23 protein-coding genes, 1 tRNA gene and 1 other annotated feature are annotated in these 20,987 nt (G+C 54.9%); of the genes, 7 read left to right on the plus strand and 17 right to left on the minus strand.

The window, feature by feature from the left end:
- Position 1 precedes the first annotated feature (1 nt).
- The 9 genes from H6F57_RS18210 to rplS all read right to left on the minus strand — a co-directional run bounded on the left by H6F57_RS18210 (position 2) and on the right by rplS (position 4,553).
- Positions 2-190, minus strand: a complete 189-nt coding sequence (locus H6F57_RS18210) for a hypothetical protein (protein WP_190626155.1) — start codon at positions 188-190, stop codon at positions 2-4.
- A gap of 168 nt (positions 191-358) precedes the next feature.
- The gene (gene rplL / locus H6F57_RS18215; RefSeq protein WP_190626156.1) at positions 359-766 is read right to left on the minus strand and encodes a 50S ribosomal protein L7/L12; all 408 of its coding nucleotides are present in this window, start codon (positions 764-766) and stop codon (positions 359-361) included.
- Positions 767-827: 61 nt separating this feature from the next.
- The gene (rplJ, locus tag H6F57_RS18220; protein WP_190626157.1) at positions 828-1,388 is read right to left on the minus strand and encodes a 50S ribosomal protein L10; all 561 of its coding nucleotides are present in this window, start codon (positions 1,386-1,388) and stop codon (positions 828-830) included.
- A 68-nt stretch (positions 1,389-1,456) separates the two neighbouring features.
- Positions 1,457-1,614, minus strand: a sequence feature (ribosomal protein L10 leader region).
- A gap of 52 nt (positions 1,615-1,666) precedes the next feature.
- Positions 1,667-2,383 carry a 50S ribosomal protein L1 gene (rplA, locus tag H6F57_RS18225; RefSeq protein WP_190626158.1) on the minus strand — a complete coding sequence of 239 codons (717 nt, stop codon included), beginning with the start codon at positions 2,381-2,383 and terminating at the stop codon, positions 1,667-1,669.
- Positions 2,384-2,477: 94 nt separating this feature from the next.
- Complete coding sequence (rplK, locus tag H6F57_RS18230; RefSeq protein WP_190626159.1) at positions 2,478-2,903, minus strand: 50S ribosomal protein L11; 426 nt, start codon at positions 2,901-2,903, stop codon at positions 2,478-2,480.
- 3 nt (positions 2,904-2,906) lie between these two features.
- The gene (gene nusG / locus H6F57_RS18235; RefSeq protein WP_190626160.1) at positions 2,907-3,617 is read right to left on the minus strand and encodes a transcription termination/antitermination protein NusG; all 711 of its coding nucleotides are present in this window, start codon (positions 3,615-3,617) and stop codon (positions 2,907-2,909) included.
- On the minus strand, positions 3,617-3,862 hold the full coding sequence (gene secE, locus H6F57_RS18240; RefSeq protein WP_347279975.1) for a preprotein translocase subunit SecE: 246 nt from the start codon (positions 3,860-3,862) through the stop codon (positions 3,617-3,619). Before secE ends, nusG begins: the two co-directional genes overlap by 1 nt.
- A gap of 205 nt (positions 3,863-4,067) precedes the next feature.
- Positions 4,068-4,140, minus strand: a tRNA-Trp gene (locus tag H6F57_RS18245).
- 47 nt (positions 4,141-4,187) lie between these two features.
- Positions 4,188-4,553 carry a 50S ribosomal protein L19 gene (gene rplS, locus H6F57_RS18250; protein ID WP_073609590.1) on the minus strand — a complete coding sequence of 122 codons (366 nt, stop codon included), beginning with the start codon at positions 4,551-4,553 and terminating at the stop codon, positions 4,188-4,190.
- A 201-nt stretch (positions 4,554-4,754) separates the two neighbouring features.
- Between rplS and H6F57_RS27655 the strand changes: the two genes are divergently transcribed.
- The 5 genes from H6F57_RS27655 to H6F57_RS18275 all read left to right on the plus strand — a co-directional run bounded on the left by H6F57_RS27655 (position 4,755) and on the right by H6F57_RS18275 (position 11,690).
- Positions 4,755-7,001 carry a GAF domain-containing protein gene (locus H6F57_RS27655; protein ID WP_199289638.1) on the plus strand — a complete coding sequence of 749 codons (2,247 nt, stop codon included), beginning with the start codon at positions 4,755-4,757 and terminating at the stop codon, positions 6,999-7,001.
- Between the two features lie 59 nt (positions 7,002-7,060).
- Positions 7,061-7,729, plus strand: a complete 669-nt coding sequence (locus H6F57_RS18260) for a DUF2301 domain-containing membrane protein (protein WP_190626161.1) — start codon at positions 7,061-7,063, stop codon at positions 7,727-7,729.
- 183 nt (positions 7,730-7,912) lie between these two features.
- A complete protein-coding gene (locus tag H6F57_RS18265) occupies positions 7,913-8,170 on the plus strand; it encodes a hypothetical protein (protein ID WP_199289639.1) in 258 nt (85 codons plus the stop codon).
- Positions 8,171-8,953: 783 nt separating this feature from the next.
- Entirely contained in the window at positions 8,954-10,198 is a 1,245-nt protein-coding gene (locus H6F57_RS18270; protein ID WP_190626162.1) for a glycosyltransferase family 4 protein, read from the plus strand.
- A 112-nt stretch (positions 10,199-10,310) separates the two neighbouring features.
- Positions 10,311-11,690 (plus strand): cytochrome P450, encoded by a 1,380-nt coding sequence (locus H6F57_RS18275; RefSeq protein WP_190626163.1) that lies wholly within the window; start codon positions 10,311-10,313, stop codon positions 11,688-11,690.
- On the opposite strand, the gene H6F57_RS18280 is transcribed toward H6F57_RS18275, so the two are convergent.
- Positions 11,676-12,599, minus strand: coding sequence for a methylenetetrahydrofolate reductase (locus tag H6F57_RS18280; protein ID WP_277873719.1), 924 nt, complete (start codon positions 12,597-12,599; stop codon positions 11,676-11,678). The genes H6F57_RS18275 and H6F57_RS18280 overlap by 15 nt on opposite strands.
- A gap of 61 nt (positions 12,600-12,660) precedes the next feature.
- Positions 12,661-13,671, minus strand: a complete 1,011-nt coding sequence (trpS, locus tag H6F57_RS18285; RefSeq protein WP_190626164.1) for a tryptophan--tRNA ligase — start codon at positions 13,669-13,671, stop codon at positions 12,661-12,663.
- A gap of 184 nt (positions 13,672-13,855) precedes the next feature.
- Between trpS and H6F57_RS18290 the strand changes: the two genes are divergently transcribed.
- The gene (locus tag H6F57_RS18290) at positions 13,856-14,152 is read left to right on the plus strand and encodes a hypothetical protein (RefSeq protein ID WP_190626165.1); all 297 of its coding nucleotides are present in this window, start codon (positions 13,856-13,858) and stop codon (positions 14,150-14,152) included.
- A gap of 24 nt (positions 14,153-14,176) precedes the next feature.
- Here H6F57_RS18290 and H6F57_RS18295 read toward each other — a convergent pair whose 3' ends face one another.
- The gene (locus H6F57_RS18295; protein WP_190626166.1) at positions 14,177-14,407 is read right to left on the minus strand and encodes a hypothetical protein; all 231 of its coding nucleotides are present in this window, start codon (positions 14,405-14,407) and stop codon (positions 14,177-14,179) included.
- A gap of 183 nt (positions 14,408-14,590) precedes the next feature.
- Here H6F57_RS18295 and H6F57_RS18300 point away from each other — a divergent pair, with 183 nt between their 5' ends.
- Positions 14,591-15,076 (plus strand): hypothetical protein, encoded by a 486-nt coding sequence (locus H6F57_RS18300; RefSeq protein ID WP_190626167.1) that lies wholly within the window; start codon positions 14,591-14,593, stop codon positions 15,074-15,076.
- Positions 15,077-15,235: 159 nt separating this feature from the next.
- On the opposite strand, the gene H6F57_RS18305 is transcribed toward H6F57_RS18300, so the two are convergent.
- The 5 genes from H6F57_RS18305 to H6F57_RS18325 form a co-directional block, all read right to left on the minus strand.
- Positions 15,236-17,407 carry an NACHT domain-containing protein gene (locus tag H6F57_RS18305; RefSeq protein WP_190626168.1) on the minus strand — a complete coding sequence of 724 codons (2,172 nt, stop codon included), beginning with the start codon at positions 17,405-17,407 and terminating at the stop codon, positions 15,236-15,238.
- Positions 17,408-17,458: 51 nt separating this feature from the next.
- Positions 17,459-17,923 (minus strand): hypothetical protein, encoded by a 465-nt coding sequence (locus H6F57_RS18310; RefSeq protein ID WP_190626169.1) that lies wholly within the window; start codon positions 17,921-17,923, stop codon positions 17,459-17,461.
- 333 nt (positions 17,924-18,256) lie between these two features.
- Complete coding sequence (locus tag H6F57_RS18315) at positions 18,257-19,474, minus strand: acetate kinase (RefSeq protein WP_190626170.1); 1,218 nt, start codon at positions 19,472-19,474, stop codon at positions 18,257-18,259.
- 44 nt (positions 19,475-19,518) lie between these two features.
- Positions 19,519-20,157 (minus strand): histidine phosphatase family protein, encoded by a 639-nt coding sequence (locus tag H6F57_RS18320; RefSeq protein ID WP_190626171.1) that lies wholly within the window; start codon positions 20,155-20,157, stop codon positions 19,519-19,521.
- A 97-nt stretch (positions 20,158-20,254) separates the two neighbouring features.
- Positions 20,255-20,893, minus strand: coding sequence for a histidine phosphatase family protein (locus tag H6F57_RS18325; protein ID WP_190626172.1), 639 nt, complete (start codon positions 20,891-20,893; stop codon positions 20,255-20,257).
- Positions 20,894-20,987 lie beyond the last annotated feature (94 nt).

The raw sequence follows: 20,987 nt of genomic DNA on the forward strand, positions 1-20,987 counted from the left end.
ATCAAAAAGGGGGAGCCATTGACTCCCCCTTTTTGCTGTTGCCTGGCTCAGACGGCGATCGCCTCTCAAGGTGCTTACGCAAAGTTTGCTGTCGTTTTTGCAGCTGGCGTTGGCGGGCGGTGCCGCCTCGACCTTTGTCATTGCGGCCCAGCTTACGGGGCGTCTCCCACCGTTTCAGGTATTGCGCCATAACTAGCCTCTACTCAACTGGCTATCTAATCTTAACCTTGCAGACCAGGACTAGGTAGCCAGAGGTCCGCTGTCCAGAGTGGGGAAGACCAACCCAGCCATAGAAAAAGCTCCCCGTGAAACCACGGGGAGGTGTCAAACGTCATTGCCTTAACGGCAAAGCGTTAGGTTACTTGATAGAGACCTTGCCGCCAGCTTCTTCGATCTGCTTCTTGGCATCTTCGGCGTCGTCTTTGGTGGTGGCTTCCTTGACGGCCTTGGGAGCGGCTTCCACCAGATCCTTGGCTTCCTTCAGACCCAGACCGGTCAGGCTGCGCACAACCTTAAGAACGGCGATCTTCTTGTCGGCGGGCACTTCTTCGAGCACGACGTCAAATTCAGTCTTCTCTTCTTCGGGCTCGGCAGCAGCGGCGGCACCGCCACCCATCATGCCAGGGGCCATCATCATCATGCCGCCGCCAGCGGAGGCAGAGGCGTCAACACCAAAGGCTTCCTCAATTTGCTTGACCAGCTCGGAAGCTTCTAGCAGAGAAAGGGACTTTAGCTGTTCGAGAATTTCGTCAGTTTTAGCAGACATAGTTACCGGTTAACTCCTGGTTGAAAATAATTAAACACAGACAAAATCGTGCGAGATGAGCCTAAGCTGCATCTTTTTCGGAGACTGCCTTGAGAGCACGGGCCAGAGATGCAGGCACCTCTTTGACGCCCACCGCCAGTTTGGTCGGTACGGCGTTGACGCCCACGGCTACCCGAGTCGGCATCGCCTTGATCGCACCAGCCAGACGAGCCATAAGCTCTTCTTTGGTAGGCAGTTCGGTGATGGCCTTAATCTGATCTTCGTTCAGGGCCTGACCTTCCATGACACCGCCCCGCAGGGTGGTTTTTTTGGTGTCTTTTTGGAACGCCTGGTATTCCTTGATCGCTCCGCCAAAGTCTTCTTTAACCAGCACAAAAGCTGAAGAATCTTTGAGAAACTCGGTGATTGGTTGCCAGTTTTCGTTGCCGTCAACAGCGATCCGCATCAGCGTGTTCTTGGCAATCTTGCACTCAGCACCCTTAGGGCGCAGCCGGTTGCGTAGGTCGCTGATTTCCGATACCGTCAGACCTTTGTAATCAATCACAAAGGCTAGTTGGGTATCGTCTAGCAGTGCCTGAATTTCGGCTACCAGCTCTTTCTTATTCGCTAGGGTTCTCCCCATATCGATCTCACCTCCTTTAAGTTGGGGATTGGGAACTTAATTACCCGATCCAGGTTTGGACTCAGCCCTTAATAAAAACAAAACCCCGACAGCTCTGCCGGGGTAGACCAACAACCAGAAGTGCTCAGCTTGGGCAAGAGCACCGTAGTCATTTACGTCAACCTCGGCAGGGTTTATGCAGCGCTGGGCGGCTACCTGCTGTCTCCGGTCGTCTATGCAGTTGTGAGGGGTTGTGTCAGTTGGCGTAACTCCTGGTTGGCTGGGTAAAACTTGTTGGCCTAGGCCGCGTCGCCCATCTTGAAGTCGCGCAATGCGTTCACATCGAGGCGAATGGATGGACCCATTGTGGAGGCGATCGCTACGGTTCTCCAATAGCGGCCCTTGGCTCCAGACGGACGATTGCGATCGACAGTCTCTTGCAGCGCCTTGAGGTTGACTAGCAAATCCTCAGCGCTAAAGTCGGCCTTGCCAAACATAACATGGACGATGCCCGTTTTATCGGCGCGAAACTCTAACTTACCTGCTTTAAACTCATCAATTGCTTTGGCCAAGTCAAAGGTTACGGTGCCGCCCTTGGGGGAGGGCATCAAGCCACGGGGGCCGAGTTGACGACCGAGCTTGGCTACCTGAGGCATCACGTCGGGGGTAGCAATCAGAACGTCGAAGTCCATCATGCCTTTCTGAATTTCGTCGATGAGTTCTTCAGATCCCGCCAAATCAGCTCCAGCAGCGGTGGCCTCAGCCACTTTTTCGCCCTTAGCAATGACGGCAACTCGAATAGTTTGCCCCGTCCCCTTGGGCAAAATGACCGTGGTACGCAGCTGCTGGTCGGTGTACTTAGGGTCAATACCTAGGCGAATGTGGGCCTCAGCCGACTCAATAAACTTGGCAGTAGCGGTTTCCTTTAGCAGTTCTAGAGCCTCTAGGGGCTCATAGAGACGGTCTGCTTCTACTTTGGCCTGGGCTTCGCGCAGGCGCTTGGATAATTTAGGCATGGTGATCTCCTTGGGGTCAAACGAAGCAACTGCCTCTTCCCCGTAATGTGAATAAGTGAAACTTGGGTTACAGCCAATGGGCTAGGGCAATGACCTAGCCAGAAATGGTAACACCCATGTTGCGGGCGGTACCCTCAACAATGTTCATGGCTGCCTCAATGTCGTTGGCGTTGAGGTCAGGCATTTTGGTCTCGGCAATCTCTTTGAGCTGAGATCGAGTAATGGAACCCACTTTCTTGGTGCGGGGCTCGCCCGAACCACTCTCGATGCCTGCCGCTTTTTTAATCAGTACTGAGGCTGGCGGCGTCTTAAGAATAAAGGTAAAGCTGCGATCTTCAAAGACCGAGATCTCAACCGGTATCACCAGACCCACTTTCTCCTGGGTACGGGCGTTGTACTCTTTGCAGAACGCCATGATGTTTACCCCGTGCTGACCCAGGGCTGGGCCGACGGGGGGAGCTGGGTTAGCCTTGCCAGCAGGAAGTGCCAGCTTAATTAGCGCTACAACTTTCTTAGCCATTAATTAACTCTCTTTTTCCACTTGGTTAAATTCCAGCTCGACTGGCGTGTCGCGCCCAAAAATCGACAGCAAAGCCTTCAGCTTGCTGCGCTCGGGGCTTACTTCCACCACCTCGCCCTCAAAGTCTTTGAAGGGACCCGAGAGCACGGTAATTTTGTCTCCCGGAGCCATGTCGACCTTGATCACTGGCTTTTGCTCTTCGGTGCGCTTGAAAATGCGCTTCACCTCGCTCATGCCCAAGGGCATGGGTTTAACGTGGCCACGACCGCGACCGTAGGCCCGACGCTGCTCAGCCCCGACAAAATTGATCACGTGGGGGGTGTTCTTAACCACCGACCAAACTTCGTCATCCATATACATGCGCACCAGCACGTAGCCAGGAAAGACTTTCTCGTCAATACTTTGACGACTGCCATCTTTGCGGAGCTTAACCGCTGGCGTTTGAGGAATCTCAACCTGAAAAATGCGGTTGATTACATCTAGAGTGCCAATGCGCTGCTCAAGATTGAGCTTGACGCGCTTTTCACAGCCAGATGCTACCTGCACGGCATACCACCGAGCTTTGCGCTGGTAGAATCGGGCTGCTTCACCCTCGTTGCCTTCTTCTGTAGATGGCCCAGCCCCTTCATCAGAAGGCTCAGCTTCCAGATCGCTGTCTAAGGACTCGTCGAGGGGAGCGTCGTCGTAGTTAAAGTCTTCTTCAGTTACCGCCATTAGAATACTTGCCCCGAAATCCACCCAAACAGCCGGTCAACCAGATAGATCAGCGTTGCGGACAGGCTAACCATAAGAATGACGGCGGCAGACTCACTGATGAGCTGCTGTCGACTGGGCCAAACAACTTTTCCCAGTTCTTCCTTAGTGCCCTGCAAGAAGGTCATTACACTAAAGCCTTGCTCAGCAACCTGAGGGTCTGCGGTCTTACCCTTAGACTCTATTGCGGCGTCTTTTTTAACCACTGGCTTGGCTCCTGTTGGCGCTTATCCACACTGAAATAACGGGAAAACACAGACCGGAAAACCGGCTTAGCTAACCTGAGAAAACGTTAGGCCGAAGAGCTAATAACTCCTGGTTTAGTTACGAGTTGAAGGCAGTGACAAATCCCGTTGCTCTAGCTGACCCTAGGGCTATAGAGTTTGGGGAAATGTCGCTGCCGTTACTCAGCGCGCCCTGGAGGACTCGAACCCCCGACATCGGGTTTTGGAGACCCGCGTTCTACCAACTGAACTAAGGACGCATGAAACCAGGTGCTACTTTAGCACCACTACCCAACTTTACTCAATTCTAGTTGATTGGGCGATCAAAACGCTGCTTCAGACGGGTAGCTTTACCGACGCGATCGCGCAGGTAGTAAAGCTTGGCCCGGCGGGCTTTACCCCGACGCAGCACAGCAATGCTGGCCACCTTGGGAGCATGGACGAGAAAAACTCGCTCAACGCCGACCCCCTGAAAAATCTTTCGCACTGTGATGGAGCGATTGATGCCGCCATTGCGCATGGCGATAACGGTGCCCTCGTAGGGCTGAATCCGCTCTTTGCCACCCTCTTGAATGCGCACGCCAACACGGATAGTGTCGCCGACGTAGATGGTGGGAAGGTCGGTCTTTAGCTGCTCCGCCTCAATCGAGCGGATGATTTCCTCTGCGTTCATAGGGCCTGCAAATGTGCACGGTCTACGATTATAGACCATGGGTGGCGCTAAGCAAATAGCTTAGGGCAATGTTTTTCGGCAATGGGTTTTTGCAGGGTCGAGCTGGGTATTTTCAAGCGGCTCTGGGCATAGTGTTCATAGAGCATGCGCTCCTCTTTGCCAAGGTTGTTGTCACCTAAATTTTCCTGAACCCCCACGGATATGTCTACTCTGCCCCTCGACTCCTCATTTCAGGGAGAGTGGCCTCAACCTGAGGCCGCCGCCACCCTTGGAGAGGTGCTCAATGCGATCGCGACGCCACTTTGGATAACGGATGCTCGCGATCGCTGGCACTTTTGCAACCAAGCCTGTGCGACTCTGCTGGGGGGCGATCGCTGGGCTAGCGGTGAACCCCAATGGGGCGCGGACGTGCTGCCACCGGAGGTTGGTCAGCTATTACTGGCGGCGGGACAGCGGGCCTTGGCCAGTGGCGACGAGCAAACCGCTGTGGTGGAGATTGCTGAGGTAGCCGGGGAGCGGCGTCGACTGCTGGCGACAGTGCGACGATTTGGGGCTGCTAGCCGTGAACCTCAGCTGATGGTGAGTCTACAGGACATGACCCCCCTTCATGAGGTGGAGCAGACCCTACAGCGGCAGTCGGAGCGTGAGCGGCTGCTGGGGGCGATCGCCCAGCACTTACTGCAATCGCTCAATTCTGAAGACTTGCTGCAAACGACGGTGAACGAGGTGCGTCGCTTTTTGCGCATCGACCGGGTACTGTTTTACAGCTTTGACCCTGACTACAACGGGGTGGTGGCCGAGTCGGCCAGTGGCGCTATGGCCAACGCGGTCACAGCTCAGACCGACCTCAGCTTTACTCCTGCGGACTTGATGCGCTACCGCCAGGGCGAGATGGAGGTGATCGACGACATGGCCACGGCTCACCTGCCACCGGCCTATCTGGCTAAGTTTGCTCAGGCCCAGGTCAAGGCCTGCCTAGTGATGCCGATTGTGCAGGGGGACGCTCTCTACGGCTTGGTGTGTGCTCTCAACTGCAGCGGCCCCCGCCCCTGGGCCGCCTGGGAAATCGAGACCTTGCGGGAGGTGGCCACCCAAGTAGGCGGTGCCATCAAGCAGGCTCGCCTCTACAACCAAGTGCAGCGGTTGAATACTGACCTGGAGCAGCAGGTGGCCCAGCGAACCGAGGAGTTGCAGACTGCCCTTGAGTTTGAGGCGACCCTCAAACGGATTACCGACCGGGTACGCGACAGTCTCGATGTCAATCAGATTATGCTGACGGCGGTGAAGGAGCTGACCGAGGCCCTGGAGGTGAAGGGATCGAATACATCGCTCTATGATTTGGAACAGGGCACCTCGACCATCTATTACGAGTACAACAGCTCTAGCCCGTCGTACCAGGGCCGAGTCGCTCAGATGGAGGCCTTTCCGGAGGTGTACCACCAGCTGCTGGATGGTCAGTATTTTCAGTTCTGCTCGGTGGAGCCGAATCCGGTGCGGGGCTATGTCGCCATGCTGGCCTGCCCTGTGGTGGATGATCGGGGGGTGCTAGGCGATCTTTGGTTGATCAACGATCGCGACTACGGCTTTAACGATATTGAGATTCGCCTAGTGCAGCAGGTGGCTAACCAATGTGCGATCGCCATTCGCCAGGCGCGGCTGTACCAGGCGGCCCAGTCGCAGGTCGCCGAGCTAGAGCGGCTCAACACCCTCAAAGACGATTTCCTTAGCACTGTTTCCCACGAGCTGCGCACTCCGGTGACCAGCATGCGTGTGGCACTGCAACTGCTGGGTGTCACCCTTAATCAAGAATTTGACCTCACTGCCGATCTGCAAAAGCCCAAGACTGAGCGGACCCGCATTGGCCGCTACTACGGCATCCTGCAAGAGGAGTGCGAGCGTGAAATCAGCCTGATCAACGATCTGCTCGATCTCCAGCGACTGGACGTGGGCAATCATCCCATTCAGCCGGAACCCATTTTGCTAGAACCCTGGCTCGCAGGCTGGATTGACAGCTTTGTAACCCGCGCTAAAAGTCGCAATCAAACGCTGAAGTTAGTAGCAACTTCGACCCTGCCAGTGCTGCACACTGACGTGGCCAGCCTGGAGCGGGTGCTAGCTGAACTGTTAAACAATGCTTGCAAATACACTCCGCCGGGGGGAGACATCACCTTGGCGGTTTTGCCCAGCCCAGCTGCCCCTAGCGAACAAGTATGCCTCGCCCTCACCAACACTGGAGTGACAATTCCGGCAGAGGAGATGACCCGGATTTTTGACAAGTTTTATCGAGTGCCCAGCGCCGACCCTTGGAAGCAGGGGGGGACAGGGCTGGGGTTGGCTTTGGTGAAAAAGCTGATCGCCTACCTGGGGGGCGATATAACCGTTACTAGTGATACTCAGCAGACCTGTTTTGCCATCACCCTGCCTACACAACCGGCGCTCACTCGATAGGCCTTAACTCGATAAGATAGGGACACGGGTCAACCGTAGTCTCTACTGGACAAATGCCAATGGACAGCGCTATAAACGAAACCCCTTTGTCGGCTCCGGCAGTCTACACCGGGCAATTCGGCGACTACACCATTACCCAGGACGATCGCCGAGGGGTCGTGCTCTACCGCACGGGTCTGATGGTGGCGGCTCTAGCCTTTGGCCTGGGTACGGTTCTGGCCCTGGGATTCAACCAAAACTCTACCCTGGTGCAGTCTATCAGCCTGCTCTACACGCTATTTTGGCTGGGCTTGGGGTTGAGCTTAGCTACAATTCACATCTACTTGGTGCCGCTGCACCGAGTGCTCCAAGGAGTTTGGCTTTTGGGCGGACTGGCGTCGCTGGTGCTTTCCCACGGAATTGATGGCCCTTTAGCTCAAACGGTGGTAGAAACTCCTGCGGTACTTTGGGGTTTAGGTTTTACTTTCGTAGCGCTGGCCGGTATTTTCTTTAAGGAAGCCTTTTGCTTCGACCGTATAGAGACTAAGCTGCTAACGCCTTTGGTGCCGCTGCTGCTGCTGGGCCACTTGTTTGGTGTGCTGCCGCTGGAGGCTAAGCAAACCCTGCTAGCGGTCTGGGCAATGTTGTTTTTGGTATTTGCGCTGCGCAAGGCTGTACAGCCGATTGTGCCTGATATTGGCGATAAATCGGTTTTTGCCTACCTAAAGCAGCAGCGCTCCAATGCCTAAGCCTTAAAGCCTACAGCCCTGTTTGTAACGCTGGCTTAGGGGTAGAGTGATGACTTCGCCTCGGCATTTACACTGAAGGTATGCCTGTGCGGCCCAGTAGCTCTACGACCTGTTAAGGATATTGCGCCTCGGCTGCGAGTAGAGCCGCGTAAAGCATGCGGCATTTTAGAAACAGGAGCCGTCTTGAAATCGCGTCGTTGCCAGCTGGAGCCGACGGTTGATGAGACTACAGCGGCGCTCTATTCACTGGCAGACTTGGCTTCTCAATTGGCGAACCCGCTGGCTCCGCTTGGCGATCGCGATCGCCAAGCGCTGACAGAGATTTTTGATCATGAGCACATGGTCGCCGTTGAAGCCGACATTCTGACTCGCCTTAGCTACCTAGTGCCCGAACCGCCATGGGATATAGAACCTCACGAGTTCCTACGCGAGTTCTTATAACTTCGGTCTAAGTACTAATAGTCATTATGCTGTAGCAAAATGCTGATACAGTTGTACCGGTAAACGTGCGGTTTAAAGCATCTCATCTGTGCTGGTGAAACCTGGCGTATAGCGATACTGAGACCGCTACAGCACAAAAAAGTACGTAACCAACAAACTCGTTAGGGCCACGCTTCAAAATGGAATGTGACCTAATTAACAAAAACATTATAAATTTGCAATGGCTTCACATACCTGTGAACTAATTTGCTTTCTTTGCCTTTAAATACCTTTAAATAAGTTTATACTTTTGAAGTTTATCTAAAGCTTTCTTAGATCTCGCCTTCCTTTAAAACAGAAGCAGTTGGCTGTAGATAGACTATGTCTGTGAGTTAGTGTCTTCCGCCTAACTTACTGCGGTGGACAGCTAAGACTTAGCTTCTACCTTTGTGCTTTCTTAATCAGCTCAGAATTCCGATGCTCTGGCTTGCAAGGTTTTACCTCTGAATAAATGTCTAAAAAAACTAATAGCTGCAAGAAACGAATTCCAGTCTGCTAGCTTTGAAAGGGAACTATTGGATTTTTAAAAGGGAACTATTAGGTTTTTGACGCCGTCCTTATTCTTTGATTCAAGAGTTTAAGAGCTGGCTTAATATCTGCTTGCTGGAGGATGTACTCCTTCTGCACAGACTAGTTGGCTTGAGTAATTATCTGTTATTTCGAAGATTCTAAAATTGTACGCACAGCGTTTTGTGTGTCTGACCAATTAAAAGTATGGTTGTAACTCTAGCGGATTGAGTAATTATGTCTGTCCTAACCCAAGTCCGTTTAGTGATTCTTCAGTATGCTGGTGATTTTCGAGAGGCTTATCACCTACTTACTCAGTCAGGTAAACAGGAATATTTCAGCCATCGATACACTATAGAAAGCTCTATTGGAATAGGTAGCCAGATTGACGAGGTTATTCATGTCTGCTGTCAAACCAGTTCTGAATATAGCGAACTTTTAGCGCCTGGCCTTAGAGCTGTAGGTGGTAACCTTGATCCCTATAAAGAGCCAAAACGGCTGTTGGATTTGCTTCAACGGCAAAAACCTACCCATCTTGTGGTTCACTTCCCGTTGGCCGCTGCGTTTAAGTGGGCTAAGCAAAATAACGTAAGAGTAATGGGCTTGTTTGCCGATTCCTTTCAAGGCAGCGGGCTATCGACAAAGCTTCGCAACTTTCGCCTGTCAACCACGTTGAATAACGAAGCTGTTGACTTAGTGGCTAACCATGGTTTGAGCGCGTGTCATTCCCTAAAACATATCGGCGTTAAGCCCAGCAAAATTATTCCATGGGATTTTCCTTACGAAATTACTCCTAAAGATTTTGCGCCAAAAAAACTGGGGAAATCAACTATCGACAATAAAAATATTGTCTATGTCGGCCGCATCGCTCAGGTGAAGGGAGTGAGCGACGCTTTAAACGCCCTAGTGGAGTTAAAGCAGTCTGGTATTACTCCTAACCTGACCTTAATTGGTAAGGGAGAACTTGATTGGTTTAGAGCTGAAATTAGTCGTCTAGAGTTAGACGAGCAGGTGACGCTGGTAGGTGGCTTATCTCACGATCAGGTGTTGGCAAAAATGCGTTGGGCTGATGTTGTGCTGGTTCCTAGCCGCCATGCCTATCCTGAGGGTTTGCCGCTGACCATTTACGAAGCTTTAACCGTTAGAACGCCGCTGATTCTTTCTGACCACCCGATGTTTTTGGGTAAATTCGAACTGGGACGAGATGTGTTGATGTTCCCCGAAAAAGATGTTGCTGCGCTGGCCTACTGCATCAAAACTCTGCTGACCAATGCAGAGCTGTACCAGACGCTGTCTCTAAGCTCTGCTGCTGCTTGGTCTAGGTTGCAGCTGCCGGTTAAGTGGCATCAGCTGATCGAACAGTGGATCACCGATACGCCCGAGAGCCGCCGATGGTTGTTTCAGCACAGCCTGGAGCAGTGCTCGTATCAACAGCAGCAGCTTAGCTCTAGTCGTTTACAGCCCGCTCTGACTAGTTTTTAGCGAGAGCAAATCGACTCCTGTGATGGTGGGGCAGGTATGCCTTTGAGATGGTCTAGCATTGAAGTGGCTGAATGAATGCTTGCTGCTTCAATGCTCTGTACATCTTTTTAGCATGCCTACTCTTCCTGGCTCTAATACTCCCTTTTGGCAGCGCGCACCCAGGCTCATTCTGCGGCCGCTAGATTATTTTGAAGACAACTACCGGCGCTACGGGCCGGTGTTTCAGGTGGGGAAGGGACCGCCGCCGTCAGTCTATGTGGCTGACCCGGCGGTGATTCAGGGTATTTTTCAGGCCGATGCGGCTCAGTTTCACATTCCCTCCCAAAGCGCGGGGAGTGGGCTGACCTTTTTGCTGGGCGAGCAGTCGTTGCTGCTGCTGGATGGAGAGCGTCACCGCCGTCACCGTCGTTTGCTGATGCCACCATTCCACGGCGATCGCATGCGTGCCTACGGTGACGTCATCTGCACTCTGACAAAGCAGGCGATCGCCGCCTGGCAGCCGGGTACGGCCTTCAATGTGCGAGCCGCCATGCAGGACATTACCCTGAGGGTGATCTTAAAAGCCGTGTTTGGTCTGGGTGACGGCGATCGCTACGATCGCCTGCGACAGCTGCTCAGTACATTGCTAGAGGGGTTGGGCACTCCCTTTAGCGCTTTTTTTATTTTCTTTCCAAGGCTGCAGAAAGATTGGGGGCCAATGAGCCCCTGGGGAAAGTTTGTGCGAATCAAAGCTGAGATTGATGCCCTGATCTACGCCGAGATTAGCGATCGCCGCCAGCAGCCCTATTCCAACAGCACTGACATTCTCTCGCTGATGATCAGCGCTCGCGATGCCCAGGGCGAACCCCTCAGCGACGGCGAACTGCATGACGAGCTGATGACGCTGCTGGTGGCGGGCCATGAAACCACGGCTTCTGCTCTGGCCTGGGCTCTGTACTGGGTGCACTGGGTGCCCGAGGTGAATGAGCGTCTACACCAAGAGCTAGATGCTGTAGGTCCATCCCCCGACCCTCTGGCTGATGCCAGCCTGTCCTACCTTACCGCCGTCTGCCAGGAGACCCTGCGCATTTACCCTGTCGCGCCTACCACGGGCATTCGCATCGTCAGTCGGCCGATGACGGTGGCGGGTTACGAATTTCCGGCTGGGTCGGTGCTGTTTCTCAATGTTTACCTGGTGCACCATCGGGACGATCTTTACCCTGAACCCGATACCTTCAGGCCCGAGCGTTTCTTAGAACGGCAGTATTCGCCCGCCGAGTATCTTCCCTTTGGGGGCGGCCACCGCAGCTGCATTGGCTCGGCCTTTGCGCTGATGGAAATGAAGCTAGTGCTGGCAACAATTCTGCGCCACTGGCAGATGGAGTTACCCAAGGAGCTGCGGCGTCCGCTCAAACCCGTGCGCCGTGGCCTCACCCTGGCTCCGCCGGGAAATTTGCAGCTGGTGCCCGTGGCCCAGCGTGTGGCTCAGCGCCAGGCGCTACCGCTCGGCTAAGGCCGCATCGACTGGAGCTACCCCCCCCTGGTCGAGGATTTGGGGAATTAAATCTTCGCGGCGCACGGCCATGAGATGCACTCCCTGGCATATCTGGCGGGCGGCCTGCACCTGCTCGGCGGCAATCTGTACTCCTTCCTGTAGGGGGTCGGAGGCAGCAGCCAGGCGATCGACAATAGTCTGGGGAATGTTGACCCCAGGCACGTTGCGGTTGATGAAATTGGCGTTTTTGGCCGACTTAAGCAGGAAAATTCCGGCGAGCACGGGGCGATTATAGCCAGACGCCACCTGATCCATAAACTTGGCCAGGCGATCGAAATCCGTGATTAGCTGGCTTTGAAAGAACTGCGCCCCCGCCTTGACCTTCGTTTCAAAACGGCGCTGCAACCCCGACCAGCTGGTCGATTGCGGATCGATCGCAGCTCCGGCAAACAGATCTAGCGCGCCATCGGTGAGGGGCTTGTCGTGGCTGTCTACACCAAAGTTGAGTTTTGCCAGCAGTTTGAGCAGCCGCACTGACTCTAGGTCAAACACCGATCGCGCTTCGGGGTGGTCGCCGGCTTTGACCGGGTCGCCGGTGAGGGCAAGAACGTTGCGCAGCCCAAGGGCGTGGGCTCCCATCAGGTCGGCCTGGAGGGCAATGCGGTTGCGATCGCGGCAGGCCATTTGGCATACCGCTTCGATCCCCTGCTGCTGGAGCAGCAGCGCCGCGGCCCACGACGACATGCGCATTACCGCTCGGCTGCCGTCGGTGACATTGACGGCATGCACTCGACCCTTGAGCATTTGGCCCATGGCCAGCATGTGCTCTGGGTTGCCTCCCTTGGGCGGCATGACCTCTGCCGTCACCAAAAACTGGTCGGCTTGGGCCGCCGTGCGCAGTCGATAACCCAGGGGTGCAGAAGCCAAGCCATCCTCCTTTGGATCTGTACGAATAGGGGTGATTGAATTGATTAGTATATCTTGCCAGCTACAGCGGTTTAGAGTAGCCTAGGGCGTCTTTTACCCGAGCCAGGGTAGCGTTGGCGACGTCGCCCGCCTTTTCGCGCCCGGTTCTGAGAATGCTTTCCAGGTAGGGGCGATCGCCCATCAGCTCGTTAAACCGGGTCTGAATTGGCTCGAGGGCGGCCACCGCCGTGTCGGCTAGCAGTGGCTTGAACTGGCCCCAGCCCATCTCTTTGCACTCTGCCGCCACCGCCTCTTTGGTCTGGTTCGATAGCAGCATATACAGGGTCAGCAGGTTGTTGCACTCGGGCCGGGCTGGGTCATCGAACCACAGCCCCCGCTCGGGGTCGGTTTTAGCCCGCTTAATCTTTTTGACGATCGCATCGGTGGGGTCAGTCAGATCAATGCGGCTCTGGTCAGAGGGGTCTGACTTCGACATTTTTTTGCTGCCGTCGGTTAGGCTCATCACCCGCGCCCCCTCAGCGCGAATCATCGGTTCGGGCACCTTGAGCACCGGGTTTTCTTCGCTGCCAAACTGAAAATTGAGCCGGGCTGCAATGTCGCGGGTGAGTTCTAGGTGCTGCTTTTGGTCTTCGCCCACGGGCACTAAGTCAGGCTCGTAGAGCAAAATGTCGGCGGCTTGCAGCACCGGGTAATCGAGCAGGCCAATGCTGACGTTTTCCCCCTGCTTAATCGCCTTTTCTTTGAACTGAATCATGCGCTCTAGCCAGTTGAGCGGGGTGATGCAGTTAAATAACCAGGCTAGTTCTGAGTGGGCCGACAGGTGCGACTGCACAAAGATAGTGGCCTTGTTGGGGTCAATGCCGCAGGCAATGTAGGTGGCCGCCACTTTATAGGTATCTTCTGCCAACCGTTTGGGGTCGTGGGGCACCGTAATGGCGTGGAGGTCGGCCATAAACAAAAAGGCGTCGTATTCTTCTTGCAGGTCAACCCAGTTGCGAATTGCCCCTAGATAGTTGCCCAGGTGTAGGTTGCCCGTTGGCTGAATGCCCGAAAGAATGCGCTGTTTGGCCATAGGTCTAGGGAGTGTAGCTAACGTAAATGGAATTGGCGTAACGCCAGCGGGCGAACCCCCTATGAATCTACCCCAATCTCTGCCCGCCGCAGTAGCCAGAAATGAACCAATAGTCAGGCTTTCCTTGTCGAGAAAGGTCAGGTTGCTTAGATTTGTAACAGGCAATCATAAAACCATTACTCCTATGACTCTCCCCACCGACCTATCGGCTCGCCTGCAAACCGCCATTGGCCTGGCCAAAGAAGTGCAGCAGCATCCTGAAGCTCATCAGGCTTTTCAGGAGGTAGTCGGGGACCTCAAAACTGAAAGCCCAGTTGCCGCTGAATTGCTAGAGCAGCTTTGGCAAGAGTATATTGGCACCAAGCGCTCTTCGCTATTTTGGGAACAGCTGTCGGATGTAGAAAAGAATTTGTCCGATCGCCTCAGCCAGAGCCACATTCAGCTCAAGCAAAACTACCTGAGGCTAATTCAAGAGCAGTAGAGGCAGAGGGGATTTTTGGTGGAACTAACCGCTCTCGCCCCGGCTGATGCACTCCATGCAGAGGCGGAACAGGACAATTACCAAAGCTACCTCAACGACAGCTTGTAGTCCGTCGGGAGCTGCAATTAGACCGACCAGCACTAACCCTGAGCCAACCAGCATCGTCACGATGAGTATTACTTCATCGTCAAACAGCTTTAGCCCTGCCCAGAGGGTGCCAAAGCCAAGAATCCAAAAGATAAGGTAGGTGTTCATTCAAGCTGCATTGCCAACCGCAACATTGAGGCAGAGGAGCAACCCCCATCGTACGTCTTTCAAGGGCGATACCCTTGGTCACAGTATGGGTCAACTGCGATCGCAGCCCTCGTTTATAGCGTGAGCAGGCCCCAAACTTTTGGGCAACTTTAGGGTGGTAAACCATTAAGGAGCACTACCCAAATGTCGATAAACCGAATTAGCTCTAACCTGTCTGTGACCGACCAGCATGAGGTGATGGATTTGATCGCTCAGATCAACCAGAAGCTGTCGTTTTTGATTGATGTGGGGCCGCAGGAGCGGCGATCGATGACGAAGTTAGGAGACCGCAACCGGGCCTTTACGCGCAAGGCGCTGGAGATTGCGACACAGACGCCAGACTTTTTGCCGCGATCGTTTGATATTACTGAAATGCGCCGCGATTTGGAGCTGTTTGAGGCGCTACAGCCGATGCTGCTGGCGCTGACGCGACTGCGTGAGCTGGTGGATGATACGGCGGTGGCTGCGGGGGATGAGGCCTATCGGGCGGCGCTGGAGGTTTATCGCTATGCGAAGGCGAATGGCAGCGTGGCGGGGTTAGATGACTTGATTGATGAGATGGGGCGGCGATTTGCGCAGCAGGGTAGCCGGGCGAAAGCGCAGGCGACGGAGTCTGCGAAGGCGGGGTAGCGATCGAGCACTCTTGAGATGAAACTACTGCATAGGCTGGCTTCGTTAAAACCGAAGCCAGCCTATTTTTTTGATGCCAACCTACCGTTCTGAGTTCTTAGCCCTGTTTTGCCCCACCTTGCCCTGCGCGCACCCCTGTGAGGAGAGAATGAGGGCGTCTTAAAGTGAGGTTGGCTTTGACTCAGTTGCACCCGACCTACCTGGTGCAGGGAGCTGGGCAAAGTGGTCTAGCAACTCGCGGTGCAAGAAGCGATAGCGACCGCCGACCCGTTGCAGCAGCCGACGCTCAACACAGTAGTTGAGGAACCGGGCCAGGTTGCGCGGGGCAACGCTGCTCTGCCAGAGCACAAACCGTAGGCAAACATGGTCAACGCAGGCTATCCCTCCACCTGCCCCAAGTCCAAAGAACATCGCGCCAAAAATACCTAGCACTAAAGCTTGGGGAAACACTTCCCTAAGAGAATTGACTATCACTCCCATGCTTTCTCCCTTGCCAATGCCTTGAACCACAATGTTAGGCAGTTCTGTTATCCCAAATACCAAGATGACACCAAGGGGATAGCTTAAGAGAGTTGTCCACCCAAAGCTTTGAAGCGAGTTCCAGATGCCTTGGTTTGGGCGCGATCGCAGTTGTAGGTCTTGCTTTAGCCCAACAATCAGTCCGACAATCAGCCCACTAATCAGTCCGACAATCAGCCCACTAATCAGCCCACCAATCAGGCCACTAATCAGGCTACTAATCAGCCCGCTAATTAGGCCATTAACCAGCCCGCCAATTAGCCCGAAAGTTAGCCCGATAATCAGCCCACTGATCACCCACCCTCTCACCGTGTTTAAAATTTCTCGTCGCACATCGTGCGACATCGCAATTCTAAACGCTTCAACAGGTTTAATATCATCCAGCCCAACAATCAGTCCGATTATCGGCCCGCTAATTAGTCCGACAATCAGCCCACTAATCAGCCCGAAAGTTGGCCCAACAGCCAGCCCGCCAATCAGTCCGAAAGTTGGCCCAACAGTCAGCCCAACAATCAGCCCGCCAATCAGCCCACCAATCAGTTGATATCGTCGGCGTGATTGCTTTGTCTCTAACCACCTTGGCTGAATCTGCTCAATGAGAATTTCTACCGTATTGGTTTGCTGCAATTGTCGCGCTAGCCAAGCCAGTGTCCGTTCGGTTTGTCGCCAGTCTGGTTCTAGCTCTGGTGTTTTATAAGCCCAGCTTCGTTTTTCAACAGCATTTCGGCGATCGCTCTCTCGCACTTCTGGTAACAATTGGCGATCAATGTACTGATTCAGCAATTCTGCCTTGGTGCGAAACGAACGCTGAGAGTCGTATACGTTAGCCGCTAGGGTGACAAACAGCGGAATTCTCAGCAGCCCCGGCTCGCCCTCAGTCGTTGGTTCCAAAAGGGTTTGCAGCGTAGGGCTAGCCTCAATCACCGACCACAGCGGCGACTGTTGCATCTCCAAATAGGTTTGAATTTGCTCGTTTGACAGGGGTTCCAAACAGATGGCCCCATTCATCGTGTTGAGTTTAATGTTGGCTTGAGCAAATTCCTTCACCCGGCAACAAACCACCAGCTTTGGATACTGCCGCGCAAACTCGTTTAGCTTTTGTGTACATTTCTGCTGCCGGTCAAACCCTAGCTCATCCAAACCATCCAGCAGCGGCAGCAACACCTGCTGATCGAGCCACTGCTCATAGAGTTTAGCTTTGCGGTTGCCGCCGTGCTGCTCATATAGCTGCTCAATTAGCCAGTCGCGAATGCTCTGGTTATCTTTGCGCCAGGTCGAGAGTTCAAATAAAACGGGGATTACGGTTTTTGGCTTGGCCAGTGCGCCCAAGACCAGCTGCTCGGCCAAGCTCAGCAGGGCGGTAGTTTTGCCTGCCCCTGGCGTGCCTAAAATAAGCAGCTTGCCAGCAATGTCGTCGCGGCCAAAAGTTTCAATTAGCAGCTGGCACGGGTCAAGGCTACCCTGGTCTTTTCCTTGTACCTGTAAAGTCCGTTCAGTTTCTAGCGGAGATCGCCCCACCCAACCCAACTGCTCTTGCAGCCCAACTGCCATTAGCTGGCGCTCTCTGCCCAAGGTGTCGATCAACCGTTTGCGAATTTCTGGGAGCTGTTTTTGCTCCAGCAGCCGCGTTGCCCAATCCCAATCCGCTGTAGAGGAAATAGTCTGACCAGATAACCGCACGATTGTATTGTTGATCGTGACTTGGTTGTCGTGGCTATTTTGAAAGCTAACCGCATCCCGCTCAGCCTGAGTAAGTTGGACTTGGCTATCTTCGATTTGGCTGCCGTCAACGCGCTGCTCTTGCGATGTCATTATTCAGGTTCATCCGGCACACCATCCCTGTATTTAACCCAAATTTTTTGGTTAAACACCAAAAAATGCTGCTGCTACCCCAACCCAAGGCGCGACCGTTCTAAAGATTTCTGCGCCGGTTTGCCACAGGCTTTTGCCAGCTTCGGTGGTTTCTTCCAAGGTTTTAAGAGTTTCGCTCACCTGCTTCAGGTTTTGCCCCACCAGCTCTTTACTCGGTTTTTCCTTCGCGGCTTCCCGCTTTGCCGGACGCAGATAGTCGAGCAATTCTTCTTGCAAAGCCGGGTCAATTGCTGCCCCTTTAACCGCTGTTTCTAACTGCTCCACCAATGTCACCACTTCCGCACCAGTAATACCCTGCTGCTGGGTTTGCAGGTCGCCCGTTTGGTTTTGCTGTTGGTCGCGACCCGCCTGACCCATCTGCACCATGCCCCCATTTAGGGTCACGTTGCTGAGGCTTTGCGACTGGTCGGGCTTGCCAGACTTAGCGGGCTCAGGCGGAGGCTGCTTTCTAAACATGATGTTAATTGCGAATTTATTTCGTCCATCATATTCGACCACTCTGGCAGAGGCCAAAGAACACACGCAGCGCCCCCACAAAATAGAGACGTTCAGGTCAGCTCGCGGATGAGTCCGCTAGATCCTCAGTCAGCTGTCCTTTTTGTGAACCCAATTTCGTGAATGGCGAACCCAGCTTCGTCGTCGGTGAGGCCAGCTCCATAGGGGAGAGGCTAGCTTCATGGTGAGCGAAGCCAGTTTCGTGAATGATGAACCCAGTTTCGTGGGTGGTGAACCCAACCTCACCAGTCGTGGGGTTGGGTCCGCTGTCGAGGTACCCAGCCCTAGCGCGAGTTAGGCGTGGTTCGGTTGCAGCAGAGAGAGACATGCCTGGGCGATCGCCCATTCCTCCTGGGTATGCACCACTAGCACCCGCACCGCCGAATCTGCCGCTGCAATATCCTGATCTGCCTCATCTCGGCTCAGCTCATCCTTTAGCCGCAGCCCCAAAAACTCAAACGGCTCGCAGGCCTGCTGCCACACCAGCGGGCTGTTTTCGCCCACGCCAGCGGTAAACACCACCCCATCTAGCCCCCCCAGGCTGGCGATCATCCCCCCCATCTCGCGCCGCAGCCGGTGGATAAACACCTCAATGGCCAGCTTAGCCTTGGCATCGCCCTGCTCCATCGCCTCCGCCACGGCGCGCATGTCGTTAGAGCGGCCCGACAGCCCCGACAGCCCAGATTCTTTGTTCAGCAGCCTATCGAGCTGGTCGGCGGTGTAGCCCTCTTGCCGCATCAAATAGATCAAAATGCCAGGGTCAACACTGCCCGAGCGACTGCCCATCATCAGGCCATCCAGCGGCGTAAAGCCCATCGTCGTATCAACGCAGACACCGTTTTTGACCGCCGCCAGCGAGCAGCCGTTGCCCAGGTGGCAGGTGAGCAGCTTCAGGCTGGTGAGATCTTGCCCCATCATGGCCGCTGCCCGCTGGGCAACGTACTGGTGGCTGATGCCGTGGAACCCATAGCGACGAATGCCCTGCTCAACCCAGGCATAGGGGCCAGGGTAAGTAGCCGCCGCCTCGGGCATGTGGCTGTGAAAAGCCGTGTCAAACACCGCCACCTGGGGGATGGTGCCTAGACTCTGGGCGATCGCCTCAATGCCCTGCAAATTCGCCGGGTTGTGGGCTGGCGCTAGAGGAATCAGACTCTGAATCGTGGCCTTCACCTCGTCATCCACCACCACAGGCTGCTGATAGTGGCGACCGCCGTGGACAATTCGGTGCCCAACGGCGGCAATCTCTGCCAGCTCGCCCAACACCTGCGTTGGCCCATCCACCAGGGTCTTGACCATAGCCGCAATGCCCTCAGCTTCGTCGGTAATCGACAGCACCTGCTGAATAGATTCTCCCGCACCGCTGGCGGAGAGTTCTACCTTGCCCTGCTGGTGAGTCCAGTCGAGGGCAGCGCGCCAGAGGGGGTGAGGCGCTGCGCCCTCGGCACCCTGACTGAGGTCAAACAGGCAGCTTTTGTGGCTACTCGACCCGGCATTGAGAACCAGAATTTTCATGCCATCTCCCCCATCTTCCCCACCTCCCTCGTCTTCCCCATCCCCTAGGTGCCCGGTCGCGACTCTAGCTCCTCGGGCAAATGGGAGCGATCGCCGTGTTTGGCCAGCATCGGCCCATGTTGGTCGAACCGGATCAGACTAAGCGAAGCGACGGGCAGCTCAATGCGATCGCGGTACCGACCGCTATCGATACCCAAAAGATTACAGAGCACCAGTCGAATCGTGGTTTTGTGCGACACAATCAGCACATTGCCGGCACTGTGGTTGGCCTCAATCTCGGCCATCACTAGGGCGGCACGGCTGGCCACCTGTACGCCCGTTTCGCCTCCTGTGGGCGGGTTCCAGGCGGGTTCGGCGAGCCAGCGCATGTAGTCTTGGGTGTACTCTGCCTGCACCTCGTCGTGGGTCTTGCCCTCCCACTCGCCAAAGAACATCTCCTTCAGCCCGTCGCGCAGCTGCATGGTCTGGCCCGTGGCCTCACAAAAAGGCGTGGCAGTTGCCACCGTACGCCGCAGCGGGCTGGCATATACCGCCTGCCAGTCTAGGCGCTGGTATTTGTCAGCAAAGGCCTGGGCCATCGCGGCACCTGAGGCGGTCAGCTCTGGGTTAGATAAGCCGCAGTAGGTGTCGCTCTGGCTCGATTCGGTTTCGCCGTGGCGGAGCAAGTAGAGGTTGAGAGTCATGGGGGAACGTTCAAGAGATCGAAGGAACTAGCGTAGGAGAGCCTTTATAGGCGCGACTCTCCTATCGTCTTAGTCTGCTCGATCGCTGGCATCCCCCCTAGGTGCCTGGTCTGGTCTCCAGCTCGGGGGGCAGGTGGGCGCGATCGCCGTGCTTCATCAACATGGGGCCGTTGTTACTAAATTGCACGTGGGTAACGGAGGCGACCGGCAGACTGATGCGATTGCGATAACGCCCCACATCCATCCCCATCAAGTTGCACAAAATAATTCGAATAGTGGCCTTGTGAGACACCACCAGCACGTTACCTTCGGTAAAGTTTTCTTCAATTTCGGCCATTACTAGCGAGGCCCGGCTGGCGATTTGCACCGAGCTTTCGCCCCCAGTAGGCGGGTTCCAGGCCGGTTCGGTGAGCCAGTGCAGGTAGTCGTCGGCAAAGTGCTCGCGCACATACTCGGCGGTTAGCCCCTCCCACTGGCCGTAGTTAATTTCCTTTAGCCCATTGCGCAGCTGCACATTCACGCCCACGGCTTTGCTCAGGGGCATGGCCGTCGCGATCGTGCGCTTCATCGGGCTGGCAAAGATGGCCTGCCAGGGCATGGCCCGATACTGGGCCGCGAAGGCATCGGCCATGGCCATGCCTTCGGGGGTGAGCTCGGGGTCTAGCTCGCCACAGAAGCCGCCAGTTTGACTAAACTCGGTTTCGCCGTGGCGCAGGAGGTAGAGGTTGAGGGGCATGGGGGAGGTGGGGGGTGGATGGGTGGGCGAGTAAGCGGGTGGATGGGTGGGCGAGTGAGTTTAAGGCTTGGAGTCACCCATCTACCCATCTACC

The organism is Leptolyngbya sp. FACHB-60 (genome assembly GCF_014695775.1).
Lineage (GTDB): Bacteria > Cyanobacteriota > Cyanobacteriia > Phormidesmidales > Phormidesmidaceae > Nodosilinea.